Raw genomic sequence first — 16,857 nt, 5'->3', positions numbered from 1 at the left:
GCCTTCCAACCGCAACCAGCCTTCCCACCGCAACCAGCCTTCCATTCGTGACCGACTTGAACTTGGGTCTACTCTCGGACTCCCGAGCGGTGATCGGTGCCGCTCGTGGTGAGAAGAGGGAGAGACGATGGTGAGCGCGCGGATCGTGGATCCGGACGAGGGGCCCAGGTCCAAGCGGGCCGCGATTCTCGTGGCGGCCGTGGAGCGGTTCGGGGAGGACGGCTACGAGAACACGAAGTGGTCCGAGGTCGCCGACCGGGTGGGCATCGGGCAGACCGCCCTGTACCACTACTTCGAGTCCAAGGCCCACTGCCTGCTGACCATCATGCGCCTGGAGCTGCAGCGCTCCCACGACATGTTCGTCGAGGCCACGGCCGGGAAGTCGGAGCCGGTCGAGGAGCTGCGCGCGGGGGTCAGTACCGCATTCGCGGTCACTGAGCAGGAGATCCGCCAGATGCGCATCCTGCAGGCCAACATGTCCCTGCTCGCCACCCCGCGGAAGTCCAAGCGCGAGGAGACCGAGCGCGTCGCCGCCCGCCAGCTGGTGCAGATGGTCGAGCGGGACTGGACGAACCTGCTGATGCGCGGCATGTCCAAGGGCGCCTTCCCGGTCCGGGACGCGCACACCCTCGGGCTCGCCGTCCTCGGAATGATCGTGAGCGTCTGGCGCTGGTACCGCCCGAGCGGAGCCATCCCGCTCCCGGAGATCAGCGACATGATCGAAGGATGCGTGGTGCGCATGGTCGCCGAATAGCGGTCCCGGCTGTTGGCCAGGTCCCGCCTCTTGCAGGAGGCGGGGCACTCGTCTTACATTCAAACTGAAGTGAACTCAGGTCGTTTTAGGGCCTTGCGGAAACACTGACAGAAAGACTGACAGGAACGCTGAGGAGAACGATCAGCATGGTGCTTCGCGCATACATGGCCGCCATGGACGGCCAGGATCCCGACAAGGCCCTGGAACTCCTGGAGCCGGACTTCCGCTTCCTCATCGCACTTCCCGGAGGGCAGCGGACCGGGGAGTCCCGCGAGGACTTCGCCGAGTACATCGCAGGGCGCGCCGCGGTGGACCGTACGCACGAGATCGTGCGGTACGCGGTCGACGGCGACGTCGAGACGGTGTACGGCTTCGTGGTCGAGAAGGGGGTGACCGCCGGCGCCTTCCTCTCCGCCGCGCAGATCTCGCCCGCCGGGCTGATGGCGCGCTACCAGTCCTTCTTCACCACCGACTTCGACCTGGTGGACCGGCCATGACCACACAGTCCAGCGCTTCCCAGGCTGCCGCCGCCCAGATTGCTGCTTCCCAGCCTGCGGCCCCGGGGCCCGGCGCCTCCTTCCTGACCACCTGGTTCGCGATCCTGGACAGCGAGGACGCCGACCGGATCCTCGACCTGATCAGCGACGACTTCTCGTTCTCCATCCTGTTCTCCACCGGCGGCGACGGCGCGACCGACTTCCACGGCGGCCGGGCCGAGATGGAGGGCTACCTTGCCCAGCGCGAGGTGGGCGTCCGCACCCACCACCTGCTCTCCGCGAGCACCGTCGGCCGGGACGAGCTGTTCCTGGGCGAGGTGCGGCGGCACGGCGAACTGGAGGCGACCTTCGTGGCGTCCGCGCGCCTGACCGACACGGGCCGGGTACGGCGGCTGCTCATCGGGCGCTCGCCCTCCGTGCTGTTCACCTGAGGGGTTACGACAAGCCCGAGAAGCCTGCCGAGCTGGAGAAGCCCGCCGAGCTCGAGAAGTCTGAGGAGCGACGATGTACAACCTCGTCTTGCTGGCCGCCCGGCCGTCCGACTGGACCCATGAGCGGTTCATCGACTGGTGGCGCGGCGACCATGCCGAACTGACCCGCACCCTGCCCGGACTCAGGTCCTGGCGGCACACCGAGATCGACACGGCACTCGAACCGCGCTCCGAGGGCTGGGACGGCGTCTCCATCCTGGGCTTCGACACCGCGGAGGACCTGCGCAAGGCCCTCGACAGCCCCGAATGGGCTGCGGCCGTCGCCCAGGTCGGCGACATGAAGGGCCGCCGGATCGCAATCATGGGCGGCGAGAAGGACATGCTCGCGGGCTGAGCGGCTGAGCGGCTGAGCGGCTGAGTGGCTGGGCGGGTCGAGTTGGCCGATTTGGCCGAGCGCGTCGACTGCGTCGGCGGGCGCGCCGGCCGATCGGCGGGAACGGACATCACCACCTTTCGCGCGACGAGGCGAGGAAGCGGATGCGACAGACAGTACGAGCTTTCCAGGAGCGGGCCGAGGAGGCCGACTTCACGGCCGTCGTCGACGACGCAGGGCCGCACAGCGCGCGCGAACTCCTGGCGCACGCGGCCGACCTGGCCGACACCATGACACCTGACGGAACACCCGGCGGCACGGTCCTCCTCCAGGCCGACAACACCTGGCGCACTGTGGCGGCGACCCTCGCCGTGGGGATGACCGGCGGTGTCCTGGCCCTGGTCAACCGGCATACGACCCGGGCGGAGTTCGCCGCCGCCCTGGAGGACATCCGCCCCGACGTCGTGATCGCCGAACCGGCCGCGCTCCGGGAGTGGCAAGGCCGGGAGGGCCTGCCGGGCGCGCGGACGGCCGAAGCCCTGGACGGCTGGACGGTCCTTGCCGGCCGCGGCCCGCGCGATGTCTCCCGCTGGTCCGGCGGCGCCCTCATCGGCCTCACCTCCGGCTCGACCGGACGGCCCAAGGGCGTCGTCCAGTCCGAGAGCGCGCTGCGGTACGCCTGCTCCAGCACCGCCGACATCAACGGGCTGCGCGACGGTGACGCCGTGGCGGCCGTCGTTCCCCTCTCCTCCACAGCCGCGTACTGCTTCGGCGTCTGTATGGCGCTCATGCTCGGCGGACCGCTCGTCCTGAGTGGACGATGGGACCGCGAGGAGGCACTGGCGCGGATGGCGGCCCACGACGTCCGGTGGACCATGTGCGTGCCGACGATGGCTCTCCAGATGGGCTCGGCGGCGGCCGGATCGCGCGTCCTCGAAGGAGTCCGTTCGATCACCGTCGGCGGCGGTCCCATGGACCGCGGCGCGCTCGCCCGCGCCGAACGCTCCCTCGGTACGAGGATCCTGCGGGTGTTCGGCATGTCCGAGTGCCTCGGGCACACCTCGCCGCGGCCCGAGGACTCCGAGGAACTCCGCCTAGACCGCGACGGCCGGCCTTTTCCCGGCACCGAACTCCGAGCCGTTGCCCACGACGGAACGGTCCTGGGTCCCGGCCGGACGGGCCGGGCCGAGGTCCGCGGGCCCTCCCTCTTCCTCGGCTACGCCCGCGACGGCAAGGTCGAACCGCCCGCCCTCACTCCGGACGGCTTCTTCCCCACCGGGGACCTGCTCATGACCGGCGACGACGGCACGGTCACCATCATGGGCCGCGAGAAGGACGTCATCATCCGCGGCGGCCGCAACCTCGACATCACCGAGATCGAGCGTGCCGTCGCCGGGCACCCGTCGGTGGCCCGCGTCTGCGTGGCCCCCGTACCGGACCCGCTGCTCGGCGAACGCGCCGCCGTCCTCGTCGTGCCGGAGGACAGCGCCGACGCACTCGGCCTCGACGAGATCACCGCGCACCTCGCCCGAACCGGCCTTTCCAAGGCCAAGTGGCCCGAATTCGCCTTCACCGTGGGCGAGTTGCCGCAGACCACCGTCGGCAAGCTCGACCGGTCGGGAGCCCGTGAACTCGCCCGCGAACTGCACGCGCGGCTCTCCGCGCAGCCGGAGCCGGAGCCGGAGTCGACACCCAAGCCGTCGCCGGAACAGACGCCGACGCCGGAGTCGGAGCAGGAACAGCCTCGTCAAGGAGATGCATGACCACCCCCACAACCCGTGTCACCCGCTTCGACCGCGGCAGTTGGGCGGAAGCAGGCGCCGAGACCGTACGTCCAGGCGTCCACCGCATCCCGCTTCCGCTGCCGGACGACGGGCTGCGGGCCGTCAACGTCTACGCCCTCGAAGGGCTGACGGAAGGGGTGGTCCTGATAGACGGGGGATGGTCGATCCCCGAGTCCCGCAAGGCACTTGAGGACGCGCTGGGCGGGCTCGGCCACGACCTCGGCGCGATCAGCCACGTCCTGGTCACCCACATCCACCGCGACCACTACACCCAGGCCGTCGAACTGCGCAGACTGCTCGGCTCCCGGGTCTACCTCGGCTCCGGCGAGCGCCGCGGGCTGGAACTGCTCGGGGAACTGCGTACGGACCAGCCGGTCGGCTCACTTCGGACGCTGCGCCGGGCCGGCGCCCACGAACTCGCCGAGCGCATCGCCGCGATGGACCACGGCGGCTTCGACCCGAGCGTGTGGGAGGCGCCGGACCGCTGGCTGGAGAGCGAGGAACTCCGCTTCGGAGAAGCTGGGTTGACGGTCATTCCCACACCCGGCCACACCCGCGGACACGTCGTCTACCTCGACCGGGCCCGGGGCCTGATGTTCTCCGGGGACCACGTCCTGCCGCACATCACCCCCTCCATCGGCTTTGAACTCGGGGGCGGCACACTGCCGTTGGGCGACTACCTAGCCTCGCTGCGACTGATGACCACACTCTCCGACGCTCGGCTGCTGCCCGCGCACGGCCCGGTCGGCGACAGCGTCCACGCACGCGTCGGCGAACTGCTGACCCACCACGACGACCGGCTCACCGAGACTCTCACGGTCCTCGGCGACCGCACTCTCAACGCCCATGCCGTGGCGGGGGAGTTGGGCTGGACCCGGCGCAAGGTGGCCTTCGCCGACCTCAGCCCCTTCAACCAGATGCTCGCCGTCAACGAGACCGCGGCCCATCTGGACGTCCTGGTGGCCGAAGGACGTGCGAGCCGCACGCAGGAGGACGACATCGACCTGTACGCCGTCGTCCCCGCCCCTGCCTAGCGGGCCCTCGCCGAACAGGCCGCACCCGCACCCTGAGACATCACAGGATGTGCCCTTCCCCGTTGGATGCCAAGGTCGTTGACCATGACGGAATCGGCGCCGGTTACGTCAACGACTGGTACCTGGACGCGGGTGGCCCGGGCACCTGGAAGTCCCAGATCCCTCAGTGCTGAGCCGGCTGATCCCGGTCCCGGTCATCGCGCCGTCCAGCCCCCGTCGACGTACAGCTCCGAGCCCGTCATGAAGCTCGCGTCGTCGGAGGCGAGGAACGCGACGGTGGCCGCGACCTCCTCGGGTGTGCCGAGGCGGCCGAGCGGGGTGCCGTCGAGCATGGCGGCCAACCGCGGTGTGCCGCGCCACAGTTCGCGGGAGCGGGGTGTCTCGATGAAGCCTGGGTGCAGGGAGTTGACCCGTACGCCGCGCTTCGCCCAGTGCAGTGCGGCGTTCTTGGTCATCAGGCGGACGGCCCCTTTGGCCGCGTGATACGAGAACTGGGCGCCGAAGCCGCCGACCGTGCCGAAGATCGACGCGACGTTGACGATCGAGCCGCCGCCGGAGCGCTCGATGGCCGGGCCGCCGTGCTTCATACCGAGCCAGACGCCGGTCTGTGTCACGCCGATGACCTGGTCCCAGGTCTCCTGCGTCTCCGTCTCGACGGTGCCCATCGCGGCGATGCCGGCGTTGTTGACCAGCACGGACAGACCGCCCAGCTCGGCGGTCGCGCGGGTGACGACCGCCTCCCAGGCCGACTCGTCGGTGACGTCCAGGGCCAGGCCCAGGGCACCGCCGCCGACCTCCTCGGCGAGTTTCGCGCAGCGGTCGGTGTCGACGTCGGTCACGACCACCGTCGCGCCCTCGGCCGTGAGCCGCCGTACGACCGCTTCGCCGATTCCTCCGGTGGCGCCGGTCACCAGCGCCACCTTCCCGGCCAGTCTCGGTTCCATGGTGTCTCCCACGTGCTCAGTCCCTGACGCCGCGCCAGGCCAGCGCGCCGCCGTCGATCACATACGAGGAGCCCGTGATGAACGCCGCGTCGTCGGACGCCAGGAAGCAGGCGAGGCGGGCCACCTCCTCCGGCCGTCCGAGCCGGTCCACCAACTGGGGTGCGGTCAGCTCCCGTTCCATCGCGTCACGGTCCTCGGCTGACGCGAAGAAGTCCTGCGCGAGTGGTGTGTCGATGACGCCGGGGCAGAAGCAGTTGCAGCGCACGGGGGCGAGATCGACGGCGGTGACCTTGGTCAGATGGATGACCCCCGCCTTCGTGACGCCGTAGGCGGGGGCGTTGGGGAAGCCGGTGAGACCGGACACGGAGGCGGTGTTCACGATCGCCGGGCCGCGCGGGGAAGCGCGCAGGAAGGGCGCCGCGTACTTGGTGGTGAGCCACACGGCCTTGAGGTTGACCTCGTAGACCGCGTCCCACACCTCCTCGGAGAGTGTCTCGACGCTTCGGCCGGGGCCGGACGTGAACGTGGTCTCGATCACCCCGGCGTTGTTGACGAGCACGTCGAGTCCGTCGAACCGCTCCGCCGACCGCGCCACCATCGCCTCGATGTCGTCGCGCACCCGCAGATCGCAGACGATCGACTCGGCCTTTGCGCCCGCCGCGCGCACCAACTCGGCCGTCTCGGCGGCGGTTTCGCTGTTCCGGTCGGCGACGGTGACCGCCGAGGCCCCCTGCCGGGCGAACTCCACGGCGATCGCCCGCCCGATGCCCTGGCCCGCCCCGGTGACGAGGGCGGTCTTGCCGTCGAGGGAACCCACCATGCTGTTCACTCCCGTCCATGAGCCGCCGGATCCAGGTAACTGAACCCACTTCAGTTCGATGGCGAGTCTAGATCCGGGGCGCGAGGGCGGCAAGGCTCGGAACACGCCTTCCACGCGGCCCGGCGCCGCCCGGTGGCGGGGCCGGGCCTCGGGAGGGCATGCCTATGGCCGCCGAGGTCCCCTACGTGGCCGCACAGACCAGTTCGCGCCGAGCGCCCGGTGCATAGGTTTCCGGCAACACCGGCGAAGTGCGAGGAGAAAGGAGGCGGGCTCGTGGAGAAAACGCAGTACGACACCTGTGTCATCGGGGCGGGACCTGCCGGGCTGGCGGTCGCGAGGGCCCTGGCCGAGAGGAACCTGCCCTACACGCACCTGGAGCGGCACACCGGGCCCGGCGGTATCTGGGACATCGACAATCCCGGCAGCCCGATGTACGAGTCGGCCCACTTCATCTCCAGCAAAACGCTCTCGGGATACGGCGGCTGGCCGATGCCCGATCACTTCGCGGACTATCCCCCGCACCGCCAGATCCTGTCGTACCTGCGCTCGTTCGCCGACGCCTACGGGCTGACGGACCGGATCGAGTTCGGCGTCGGGGTCGAGGGCGTCGAGAAGAACGCGGACGGGACCTGGACCGTCACCCGGACCGACGGACGGCAGAGCGTGCACGGCCAGGTCGTGGTGTGCACGGGCGCCCAGTGGCACCCCAACCTCCCTGAACTGCCAGGGGACTTCACCGGCGAGGTCCGCCACACGGTCGGCTTCCGCAGCGCGGAGGAACTGCGCGGGAAGCGGGTGCTGGTCGTGGGCGCGGGCAACTCCGGCTGCGACATCGCCTGTGACGCGGCGCGCAGCGCGGACCACGCGGTGATCAGCATGCGGCGCGGCTACTGGTTCATCCCCAAGCATCTCTTCGGGCGGCCGGTGGACACCATCGCGGCCGGCGGGCCGAAGCTGCCGATGTGGCTGGAGCAGCGGGTCTTCGGCGCCCTTCTGCGGATCGTCAACGGCGACCCGAGGCGCCTGGGCCTGCAGAAGCCGGACCACAGGCTGTTCGAGACCCACCCCGCGGTCAACTCGATGCTGATCCACCATCTCCAGCACGGGGACATCATCGCCAAACCGGGGATCGCCCGCGCCGAGGGCAGCACCGTGTACTTCACCGACGGCACGAGCGACGACTTCGACCTCGTCCTGATGGCCACCGGCTACGTCCACAAAGTGCCCGTCGCGCAGAAGTACTTCGGCGACGAACAGCATCCCGACCTGTACCTGTCGTCGTTCTCCCGCGAGCACCAGGGGCTGTTCGGCGTCGGCTTCATCGAGACCAACTCCGGTGCGTACCAACTGTTCGACACCCAGGCGCAGTTGATCGCCGGGTACATCCACGACACGCGGCACGGGCTGCCGAACGCGGAGCGCTTCGCGGGCATGATCCGCAGTGACCGGCCGGACCTGACCGGGGGCCTTAAGTTCGTCGCCTCTCCCCGCCACACCGGCTACGTCGACAGCGCGACCATCGTGAAGCACCTCGCCAGGGTCGCGGCCAGGATGGGCTGGCGCACCGAGGGGCAGCCGCCTCCGGTGAGGTCCCCGCGGCGGGCGGAGAAGGTGTCGTGAGCGGCTTCGACTTCACCGACAAGGTCATGCTGGTGACCGGCGGCGCGGGCGGTATCGGCAGCGAGATGTGCCGCCGTTTCGCCTCCGGCGGTGCCCGCTGCGTGGTCGTCGACATCGACGCCGCCCGCGCCGCGAGGACCGCCGACGAACTGCCCGGCACCGGTCACCTGGGCATCGGCTGCGACGTCCTGGACCGCGGTCAGGTGGAGCGGCTCTTCGACCTGGTCGCCGACACGTACGGCCGGCTCGACGTGCTCGTCAACAACGTGGGTATGACCAGCGCCGAACGCTTCGACGTCCGCAGCGTCGAGAGCATCGAGCGGGAGATCACGCTCAACCTGACCTCCCCGCTGATCGCGACGAGGATCGCGATCCCCCTGCTCCAGGCATCCCGGGACGCCCGCGTGGTCACCACCGTCTCCCTCGGCGGGATCTTCCCGCTGGGCGAGACCCCCATCTACACGGCCTCCAAGTTCGGACTGCGCGGCGCGATGCTCTCCATCGGGCTCGACCTGCGGAGCAAGGGCATCCTCGCCGGGTCGGTGCTCCCGTCGGCCACCGACACCCGGATGCTGCGCCAGGAGGCCGTGGACGGCGGCAACTCCATGCAGTTCCAGGACCCGCCGCAGCAGCCCGCCGACGTGGTGGCGGCCGTGGTCGGCCTGCTGGACAGGCCGCGCCTGGAGGCGTACGCCCGGACCGGTGAGTCGTGGCTCGTCCGTTTCGCGATGCTCGCGCCGAACCTGCTGCCCAGGGTCCTCCCGCTCTTCCGCAGGAGAGGTGATCGCGGCATGGCCCGTTATCTGGAGGACCTGCGCCGCAGGGGTCTTGCGTGCCGGGTCGACGACCGATGGGAACTGGTGGAGGAGGCATGACCACAGTGGAGAGCCGGTCCGTACTGCGCGTTCTCAACCCCACGACGGGGGAGCTGAACACCACGCTCCCTGCCGCGACGGCGGAGGACGTGGCCAAGGCCGCGGAGCGAGCCCGGCGGGTCTTCGACTCGGGAGTGTGGTCGCGGCTGCCGGTTCGTGAGCGCAGCGCGGTGCTGCTGCGGCTGGCCGCTCTGATGGAACGCGACGCCGAGCTGCTTGCCCGGCTGGACAGCGAGGACGCGGGCAAGCCGATCTCCGAGTGCCGGGAGGGTGACGTACCGGGCGCGATCGAGTCGATCCGCTGGTTCGCTGAGGCGGCCGACAAGGTCTTCGGCCGCGTCGCCCCCACCGGGTCCGACAGCCTGGGCCTGGCGATCCGGGAGCCCATCGGGGTGGTCGCGGCGATCCTGCCGTGGAACTACCCGCTGGCCATGACCGCGTGGAAGGTCGGGCCCGCGCTGGCGGCGGGAAACTGCCTGCTGGTCAAGCCCGCCGAGGCGACACCGCGTTCGGCGCTCCACCTGGCCGGGCTCGCCGCCGAGGCCGGTCTTCCGGACGGCGTCCTCACGGTCCTGCCCGGATACGGTCCGGTCGCCGGGACCGCCCTGGCCCGCAGCCCCCTCGTGGGAGCGCTGTCGTTCACCGGGTCCACCGGCACCGGGCGGCGGATCCTCAAGGACGCGGCCGAGACCAACTTCAAGCGTGTCTCGCTGGAGATGGGCGGCAAGAGCCCCCAGGTGCTGATGTCCGACGCCCTCGTCTACGGGGACGAGCTCATCGACGGCATGATCGAGGCCGCGTTCCTGACGATGGGCCAGAACTGCACGGCGGGCTCCCGCATCCTGGTCCATCGCAGCATCGCCGACGACGTCCTGGCCCGGTTCACGGTCGCCGCGAGGGACCTGGTCATCGGCGACCCGGCCGACCCCCGGACGCGCATCGGCCCCCTGGTGAACCGCGCCGCCTTCGACCGGGTCGCGGGAGCCGTGGAGGCCGCCCGCGCCGAAGGAGCCCACATTCACACCGCGGGACTGCCCGACGGTCTGCCGCCGCGCGGCGCCTACTACCCGCCGACCGTCGTCACCCACGCCCCCGAGGGCAGCGACGTCCTCACCAAAGAGCTGTTCGGGCCGGTCGTGACGCTGCAGACCTTCACCTCGGAGACCGAGGCGATCGCCCTGGCCAACGCCACCCCGTACGGGCTCGCGGCCTCCGTGTGGACCCGCGACCTCGACGCCGCCCTCCGCCTGGCACGCGGCATCCAGGCCGGGGTCGTCTCGGTGAACTCCTACAGCGAAGGCGACATCACGACCCCCTTCGGCGGCTGGAAGGAGTCCGGCTTCGGCGGCGCGGAGAAGTCCACGAACGCCTTCGAACAGTGGACCAGGGAGAAGACGATCTGGATCCGAAGCCGCTGACCGACCACTGAGCAGGGCGCGTTCGAGGTGCCCCCTGCCGGCGTCAGCCCCGGGCCGGCCCCTCGGCGCCCAGCACTTCCTCCCGAAACCGCCGCGAAGAGGTGCCGTGCCAGCGGCGCACCGCTCGGCGCAGGGTCCGCTCGTCGGAGAAACCGGCCTGATGGGCGATGTCACGCAGGGTCAGTTCCGGGCGCCGCAGCAACTGTTCGACGCGCTCCCTGCGCACCCCGTCGACGAGAGCCTCGTACGTGGTGCCGCAGTCGGCCAGCCGGCGCCGGAGCGTGCGCTCGCTGGCCGTGTGCCGACGCGCCTGCTCGGCGAACGACGGCACCACCGGGAGGCTCTGCGCGATGGAGATCTCCATGACCTCCAGCAGCTCCTGGTGGTGCCGACGCGAGGTCATCTGCTCGTCGAGCGTCTCCAACGCCGACGCGAACGTCACCGGATCCCGGCCCGGCATCGGCGCCCGGGCCCAGCCGGGGTCGATGACGACACGGCTGACCGGCACACCGAAGCGGACCGGACAGCCGAAGAAGGCACCGTACGGGTCACTGTGGGCCGGTGCCGGTGCCGGTGCCGGTGCCGGTGCCGGGAACGCGAACTCCGCGATGCGCGGGGCGAATTCGGGGCCGACCGTCAACCGGGCCAGTGTGACCGCGGAGGTCAGCGCCTCCTCGATCAGAAAGACGGCGACACCCGGGTCCATGGCGGGATCGGGCAGGTCGGCACGGATGGCGAAGCCGCCGTCCTCCTCGCCGGCCGACCACACCACCATCGCCCCGGACAGGTTCTGGTACGTCACCCCGGTTTCGGCGGCCTGCCGCAAGTCCTCCGCGGCCATGAGCGCGAAACCGAGCAGCCCCCAGGCGGTCAGATGCTGCGCCGCGCCCACCTTCATGCCCAGGTGCGCGTCACCGGTGAGCTCCAGGGCTCGCCGGATCACCGCGCTGCCCTGACGGTAGGAGACCCTGAGGGCCGCCGAGCGCATCAGGGTCTCGTCCAGACCGACCTGCTCCAGATGCGGCCGCAGGTCGACACCGCGCTCGAAGGCGACCGAGGTGAGATAGCGCAGGATGTTCGGCTGGATCGTGGCCGATGTGCTGCGGCTGGTTCCCGCGGAGGCCGCCGGTACGTCGGCAACGGGCATCGCGCTCACCTCCTGCCTGGGCACACCCGTGTTCTGCCCGAGTGCACCCACCGCTTGCCTGGGCGCACCACTGTAGGCGGGCGGGACTCCAGCGGCAGCAGGTCTGGCCGGTGAAGTCCCCTGTCCGGCCCCTGGCGTCCCTCGTGTCCCGCGCGTTCGGCCCCTGGCGCCCGGGCCTGGCGTCCGGCACGCTCGGCTCAGGCCGGTTGCCTGATGCTTTCGATGATCCGGGCGAAGCCCTCCTCTCCGTGGCCGGCGTCGATCTGGCGCCGGACGAGTCGCTGGACCATGTCGACCACCTCGGTGCTGATGCCCTGGTCCGCACTGGCGGCCACCAGGTCACCGAGGTCGGAGAACGCGAGGCTCTGCTGCCCCGCCACGGTGTAGTCCCCGCCGTCGATGACCTCGGCGAACCCCTGGAAGCCGCCGGTCATGGCCGTCAGCCAGGGCGCGGCGAGCGCGGCGAACTCGCCCGCCGTCATGCCGACCGGGGCGACCATGGCGGCGCCGTGCATGAATCCGGCGAACATGACGTACATGCCGGCGAGCAGGGCGAGGTCGTAGAGGGACGCCAGCCCGGCGTCCTCACCGAAGTAGCTGGCGGTACCCCACAGTTCGAGCAGCGGCTTGTACTCGTCGAAGACCTCGGCCGATCCGCTGTAGAGGATCGAGGCCCCGGGCCGGCCGATCATGTCCGGCACGGCCATGATTCCGCCGTCCAGATACGCGACCCCTGCCTGGGCGGCCCACTCCGCCAACTCCCGTGACTGCGCCGGTGACGTCGTGGTCACGTTGACCACGGTTCGTCCGGCAAGTTCGGCGGAGATCGGATCGAGCACCTCATGGACCGACGCGTGGTCCAAGAGACACGCGATCACCAGTCGGCTGCCCAGGATCGCGTCCCGGGCTGTGGCGGCCAACTCCGCGCCCTGCGCGACGAGTTCGTCCGCCTTCCCCGGAGAGCGGTTCCAGCACGTGGTAGCGTGTCCGGCCTTCACCAGAGCACCCGCGAGAGCGGTGCCCATCGCACCCAGCCCGAGAACACTCACCCGGACACTGTTTTCGCTGTTGTCGGTCGTCATTTCCGGCGCTTCCCCTCGTGTTTGTGGTTCGGTTCGATCCTCTCCACGGCCGGTAGGGTTGACCAGTACGGACTAATTAGTCGGGTACTCACCTGTTGGTAAGTACCTTTGGGTTCTTGGGCTCTTGGGTCTTGGTTCTGGGGGGGACGGATGGCGACTTCGGCACGGCGTGGTCCCTATTTCTGCGGCATCGACGCGGCCATGGACGTCGTCGCCGGCAAGTGGAAGTCGCTGATCCTCTGGGAGCTGAACCACTACGGGGTCCGCCGGTTCGCCGAGCTGCGCCGCGGACTGCCGGGCGTCAGCGAGAAGATGCTGATTCAGCATCTGCGGGAGATGGAGGAGGACGGGCTCGTCCATCGTGAGGTGTACCGAGAGGTGCCGCCGAAGGTCGAGTACTCCCTGACGGAGCACGGCGTCTCACTCAACGCCGCCCTGGCCTCCCTCGGGGCCTGGGGCACCGAACGCATCCGGCGGATCGGCGCCGAGAAGGTCCCCGTCGACGCGGCGGGGACCCCTCAGAGCTAGACACCTGTACTGCCGGGCAGGCTCAACCGGCTTCCGGCAGGGCCCGGTTGAGGATCGCGTCCAGATCGGCCGAGGCGGGGAGCGTGCCGAAGGCGTGTCCCCAGTCGCCGCCGAGGCGGGTCGCGCAGAAGGCGTCGGCGACGGCGGCCGGGGCGTGCCGGACCAGCAGCGAGCCTTGCAGGACCAGCGCCATCAGCTCGACCAGCCGACGGGCGCCCGTCTCAGCACCGCCAGGGTCGGACAGCTGGTCCTTGAGCCGGAGCACGGCCGCGTCGAGCCGGGCGTCGGCCCCGTGCGCCAGGGCGAGCTCGGCGAACAGTGCCTCCGCGGTGTCGGGTGCCCGGCCGAGGGCGCGCAGGACGTCGAGGGCGTTGACGTTGCCAGACCCCTCCCAGATGGAGAGCAGGGGCGCTTCGCGGTAGTGGCGGGGCATACCCGACTCCTCCACGTAGCCGTTGCCGCCGAGACACTCCAGGGCCTCGGCGGTGAAGGCCGGGCCGCGCTTGGTCACCCAGTACTTGCCGACGGCGGTGGCGATCCGGCGGAACGCCGACTCCTGCGCGTCGCCACGGATCGAGCGGTCGGCCGCTCCCGCGAGCCGCAGGGTGAGCGTCGTGGCGGCCTCGGACTCCAGCGCCAGATCGGCCAGTACGTTGCGCATGAGGGGCTGGTCGATCAGCAGCGCCCCGAAGGCGCCGCGGTGCTTCGTGTGGTGGCCCGCCTCCACCAGCGTCTTGCGCATGAGCGTCGCGCTCATCATCACGCAGTCCAGACGCGTGCAGTTGACCATCTCGATGATCGTCTTCACGCCCTGCCCCTCGGGGCCCACCAGCCAGGCGACGGTGTTGTCGAACTCCGGCTCCGAGGAGGCGTTGGAACGGTTGCCGAGCTTGTCCTTCAGCCGCTGGATACGGAACGTGTTCCGGGTGCCGTCCGGCAGGATCCGCGGCACGAGGAAGCAGGACAGGCCGCCGGGCGCCTGGGCGAGGACGAGGAACACATCGCACATCGGCGCCGACGTGAACCACTTGTGGCCGCGCAGCGTGAACACGCCCGGCTCGGCCGTCGGCGCGGCCACCGTCGTGTTGGTACGGACGTCCGAGCCGCCCTGCTTCTCAGTCATCCCCATGCCCGCGAGCAGCCCGCGCTTCTCGCCCGGGACGCGCAGGCCCGGATCGTAGACCCGGCTGACCAGCAGGGGTTCGTAGACCGCGGCCAGCTCGGGCTGCCGCCGCAGAGCGGGTACGGCGGCGTACGTCATCGAGGTGGGGCAGCCGTGTCCGGCCTCGGTGTGCCCCCACACCAGTCCGGCGGCGGTCCGGGCGACATGGGCGCCGGACCTGTCGTCCGCCCAGGGCGAGGCGCCCAGGCCCTCGGCCACCGCCACTCCCATCAGCCGGTGCCAGCTCGGGTGGAAGTCGACCTCGTCGATCCGGTTGCCGTAGCGGTCGTGCGTCCGTAGCTCCGGCTCGTGGCGGTTGGCCTGCTCGCCCCACAGCTGGGCCTCTTCACCGCCGGCCACGCGACCAAGACGCCGTACATCCTCCTCGGCCCAGCTGGCGCCCTCGCGGCGCAGCCCCTCCAGCAGGGCCGCGTCGTCGGAGGCGTCGTACGGAGTGAGGGGCGGGGCCTGGTTGGTGACGTCGTGCGTGGCGGACTGCTCGGGCGCGAGTATCGGGACCATACGGCCAGTGTTGCACTATCCCTGCGGCTGCAGCAATGACGTAACACGGCATTCCTGGAGTGCGCTTCCCGCCTACGCGGGCGGTGCTGAATTCCTACGTTGCGCAGCCGTGCCCGCGTCCCGTCTCGCCTGACCGGGCACAATGCGGTCCATGCAGTCCATGCGGATGAACGCCACCCAGTCGTCGGCCGACGTCGAACTGCGCCCACTCTCCGCGCGGTCGGTCGTCCTGAGCCTGCTGCTCGGCGTGCATCCGCCGGAGCTTCCGGTGCGGGACCTGGTCCTCAGCGTCGAACCCTTCGGTATCGCCGGGTCCACGCTGCGGGCCGCGCTCAGCAGGATGGTGACGGCGGGCGACCTGGACCGCGCCGACGGGGTCTACCGGCTCAGTGAACGGCTCCTGGAGCGCCAGCGCCGCCAGGACGACGCGATCCACCCGAGGACCAGGGCCTGGGACGGCTCGTGGGAAACCGTCGTCGTCACCGCGACCGGCCGCGGACCGGCCGAACGGGCCGAACTGCGCGCCGAGTTGTCCCGCCTGCGACTGGCGGAACTGCGCGAGGGCGTCTGGCTCCGCCCGGCCAACCTGCGACGCCCCTGGCCGACCCACCTCACGGAGTTCACCCAACGCTTCACCGCACGCCCCGAACAGCCCGGCCGCGCCCTGGCCGCGACCCTGTGGCCGCTCGACGACTGGGCCCACACCGCGGCCGCGCTACTGGCCCACGTGGCCCGACTGACCCACCCGGCCGACCGCTTCGCCACCTTCGCGGCCATGGTCCGCCACCTGGTCACCGACCCCGTCCTCCCGGACGACCTCCTCCCCACCCCCTGGCCGGCACCGGCCCTGCGCGCCGCTTACACCGACTACCAACGAGAGGTGACGGAGGCGCTCCACCGGGAACCGACGTCCACGGAAGGTCTCGACTGATGGCGGCCAGGTCGGGGGAGCCGTTGTCCGAGGCGCCGGCCCGGGCGGATCCCCTGGTGCCGTCGGAGGGCTGAGGCGGTGCCGCGGTTGAGGTGGGGCCCGGGCCCCACCGCCGTTCACGGCTCTGATTCCGGGGTTTCCTCGGGAGCGGTCAGTTCGGCGACCGCTGCCGCCAGTTGCTGCCGCAGTGGTTCCGGGAGGGGCTCGCCCTGGACGGCGCCCACCATGTCCTCGGCCAGGTGGTGGAGCTTGGTGTTGGTGTTCTGGGAGACCGCCACCAGGACGTTCCAGGCGTTCTCCGGGCTCAGGCCGAAGGATGCCATCAGGACTCCGCGGGCCAGGTCGATGACCGGCCGGGTCTGCATGGCGCGCTTGAGCTGGACGACTTCCGCGCGCAGGTCCCGCTCGGCATCGTCGGGCAACGCGTCCTCCTCCGTGGGACGTTGTTTCCTGTCGGGGCGCGCGTCCTGGCCCGGAAGGGCCACGGCCCTGGCGGCCTCACCGGTGGGCGCGTACGTGGGCGTGAGTGCGGGCGCGAACAGCGACGACGTTCCGGTGACGGCGAGCAGCCGCTCGACCACCGGGTCGGCGGCCCGGATGACGACGGTCTTGGCGTCCTTCAGCGCACGCCGACGCACGCGCAGCAGGACGTTGAGACCGGAGCAGTCGCAGAACTCGACTCCGCTCAGATCGAGATCCACGCCGGTGACGGACTCGGCGAGGGCTCGACGCAGCTCCCGCTTCAGTTGCTGTTCGCCGTCGAGGTCGATCTCACCGGCGATCACGACGGCCGTACGCGCGCCGACTCGGTGTGCCTCGATCTTGAGGGACGCCGACGGACGCTCCTCCGCCGCGATGGCTGATGCCGCGCCGACGGGCTCGTACCCGCTCTCGAACTGCGAGGAAAGTGCGGTGTCTCGCATGGCAGCCGCTCC

The 16,857-nt window shown here is 70.6% G+C and carries 17 protein-coding genes; 11 read left to right on the top strand and 6 right to left on the bottom strand.

Annotated features, from left to right (window positions below):
* Nucleotides 1-127: 127 nt before the first annotated feature.
* The 6 genes from ACFWXQ_RS01040 (at nucleotide 128) to ACFWXQ_RS01015 (ending at nucleotide 4,873) form a co-directional block, all read left to right on the top strand.
* Nucleotides 128-754 (top strand): TetR/AcrR family transcriptional regulator, encoded by a 627-nt coding sequence (locus ACFWXQ_RS01040; RefSeq protein ID WP_383943781.1) that lies wholly within the window; start codon nucleotides 128-130, stop codon nucleotides 752-754.
* A gap of 146 nt (nucleotides 755-900) precedes the next feature.
* Complete coding sequence (locus ACFWXQ_RS01035) at nucleotides 901-1,251, top strand: nuclear transport factor 2 family protein (protein ID WP_383943784.1); 351 nt, start codon at nucleotides 901-903, stop codon at nucleotides 1,249-1,251.
* Entirely contained in the window at nucleotides 1,248-1,682 is a 435-nt protein-coding gene (locus tag ACFWXQ_RS01030) for a nuclear transport factor 2 family protein (RefSeq protein ID WP_383943787.1), read from the top strand. Before ACFWXQ_RS01035 ends, ACFWXQ_RS01030 begins: the two co-directional genes overlap by 4 nt.
* Nucleotides 1,683-1,755: 73 nt before the next feature.
* The gene (locus ACFWXQ_RS01025) at nucleotides 1,756-2,076 is read left to right on the top strand and encodes an EthD family reductase (protein ID WP_383943790.1); all 321 of its coding nucleotides are present in this window, start codon (nucleotides 1,756-1,758) and stop codon (nucleotides 2,074-2,076) included.
* A 143-nt stretch (nucleotides 2,077-2,219) separates the two neighbouring features.
* Nucleotides 2,220-3,818, top strand: a complete 1,599-nt coding sequence (locus tag ACFWXQ_RS01020; RefSeq protein ID WP_383943793.1) for an AMP-binding protein — start codon at nucleotides 2,220-2,222, stop codon at nucleotides 3,816-3,818.
* A complete protein-coding gene (locus ACFWXQ_RS01015) occupies nucleotides 3,815-4,873 on the top strand; it encodes an MBL fold metallo-hydrolase (protein WP_383943796.1) in 1,059 nt (352 codons plus the stop codon). The genes ACFWXQ_RS01020 and ACFWXQ_RS01015 overlap by 4 nt, the downstream gene beginning before the upstream one ends.
* A 194-nt stretch (nucleotides 4,874-5,067) precedes the next feature.
* Here ACFWXQ_RS01015 and ACFWXQ_RS01010 read toward each other — a convergent pair whose 3' ends face one another.
* A complete protein-coding gene (locus ACFWXQ_RS01010; RefSeq protein ID WP_383943798.1) occupies nucleotides 5,068-5,817 on the bottom strand; it encodes an SDR family NAD(P)-dependent oxidoreductase in 750 nt (249 codons plus the stop codon).
* Between the two features lie 16 nt (nucleotides 5,818-5,833).
* Nucleotides 5,834-6,637 carry an SDR family NAD(P)-dependent oxidoreductase gene (locus tag ACFWXQ_RS01005; protein WP_383943801.1) on the bottom strand — a complete coding sequence of 268 codons (804 nt, stop codon included), beginning with the start codon at nucleotides 6,635-6,637 and terminating at the stop codon, nucleotides 5,834-5,836.
* A gap of 273 nt (nucleotides 6,638-6,910) precedes the next feature.
* Between ACFWXQ_RS01005 and ACFWXQ_RS01000 the strand changes: the two genes are divergently transcribed.
* Genes ACFWXQ_RS01000 through ACFWXQ_RS00990 form a run of 3 tightly spaced genes read left to right on the top strand, consistent with a single transcriptional unit; the run spans nucleotide 6,911 to nucleotide 10,550 of the window.
* Nucleotides 6,911-8,257 carry a flavin-containing monooxygenase gene (locus tag ACFWXQ_RS01000; protein ID WP_383943804.1) on the top strand — a complete coding sequence of 449 codons (1,347 nt, stop codon included), beginning with the start codon at nucleotides 6,911-6,913 and terminating at the stop codon, nucleotides 8,255-8,257.
* Nucleotides 8,254-9,132, top strand: a complete 879-nt coding sequence (locus ACFWXQ_RS00995; RefSeq protein ID WP_383943807.1) for an SDR family NAD(P)-dependent oxidoreductase — start codon at nucleotides 8,254-8,256, stop codon at nucleotides 9,130-9,132. Before ACFWXQ_RS01000 ends, ACFWXQ_RS00995 begins: the two co-directional genes overlap by 4 nt.
* Nucleotides 9,108-10,550: an aldehyde dehydrogenase family protein gene (locus tag ACFWXQ_RS00990; RefSeq protein WP_383943810.1), complete on the top strand. Its 1,443-nt coding sequence runs from the start codon at nucleotides 9,108-9,110 to the stop codon at nucleotides 10,548-10,550. The genes ACFWXQ_RS00995 and ACFWXQ_RS00990 overlap by 25 nt, the downstream gene beginning before the upstream one ends.
* A gap of 43 nt (nucleotides 10,551-10,593) precedes the next feature.
* On the opposite strand, the gene ACFWXQ_RS00985 is transcribed toward ACFWXQ_RS00990, so the two are convergent.
* Nucleotides 10,594-11,697, bottom strand: a complete 1,104-nt coding sequence (locus ACFWXQ_RS00985; RefSeq protein ID WP_383943813.1) for an AraC family transcriptional regulator ligand-binding domain-containing protein — start codon at nucleotides 11,695-11,697, stop codon at nucleotides 10,594-10,596.
* A 197-nt stretch (nucleotides 11,698-11,894) separates the two neighbouring features.
* Entirely contained in the window at nucleotides 11,895-12,746 is an 852-nt protein-coding gene (locus ACFWXQ_RS00980) for an NAD(P)-dependent oxidoreductase (protein ID WP_383943816.1), read from the bottom strand.
* Between the two features lie 183 nt (nucleotides 12,747-12,929).
* On the opposite strand from ACFWXQ_RS00980, the gene ACFWXQ_RS00975 reads away from it, so the two are divergent.
* Nucleotides 12,930-13,307: a winged helix-turn-helix transcriptional regulator gene (locus ACFWXQ_RS00975; protein WP_383943819.1), complete on the top strand. Its 378-nt coding sequence runs from the start codon at nucleotides 12,930-12,932 to the stop codon at nucleotides 13,305-13,307.
* Nucleotides 13,308-13,329: 22 nt separating this feature from the next.
* Here ACFWXQ_RS00975 and ACFWXQ_RS00970 read toward each other — a convergent pair whose 3' ends face one another.
* Nucleotides 13,330-14,991, bottom strand: coding sequence for an acyl-CoA dehydrogenase family protein (locus ACFWXQ_RS00970; protein ID WP_383943822.1), 1,662 nt, complete (start codon nucleotides 14,989-14,991; stop codon nucleotides 13,330-13,332).
* A gap of 160 nt (nucleotides 14,992-15,151) precedes the next feature.
* Here ACFWXQ_RS00970 and ACFWXQ_RS00965 point away from each other — a divergent pair, with 160 nt between their 5' ends.
* Nucleotides 15,152-15,922, top strand: coding sequence for a PaaX family transcriptional regulator C-terminal domain-containing protein (locus ACFWXQ_RS00965; RefSeq protein WP_383943846.1), 771 nt, complete (start codon nucleotides 15,152-15,154; stop codon nucleotides 15,920-15,922).
* Nucleotides 15,923-16,038: 116 nt separating this feature from the next.
* On the opposite strand, the gene ACFWXQ_RS00960 is transcribed toward ACFWXQ_RS00965, so the two are convergent.
* Nucleotides 16,039-16,845 carry an anti-sigma factor antagonist gene (locus tag ACFWXQ_RS00960; protein WP_383943825.1) on the bottom strand — a complete coding sequence of 269 codons (807 nt, stop codon included), beginning with the start codon at nucleotides 16,843-16,845 and terminating at the stop codon, nucleotides 16,039-16,041.
* Nucleotides 16,846-16,857: the final 12 nt, after the last annotated feature.

This window comes from Streptomyces sp. NPDC058697 (assembly GCF_042715345.1).
In the GTDB taxonomy this organism is placed as follows: Bacteria; Actinomycetota; Actinomycetes; order Streptomycetales; family Streptomycetaceae; genus Streptomyces; species Streptomyces liliifuscus.
Note: the sequence above shows the minus strand (reverse complement) of the source record. Positions and strands in the feature narration are given on the sequence as shown.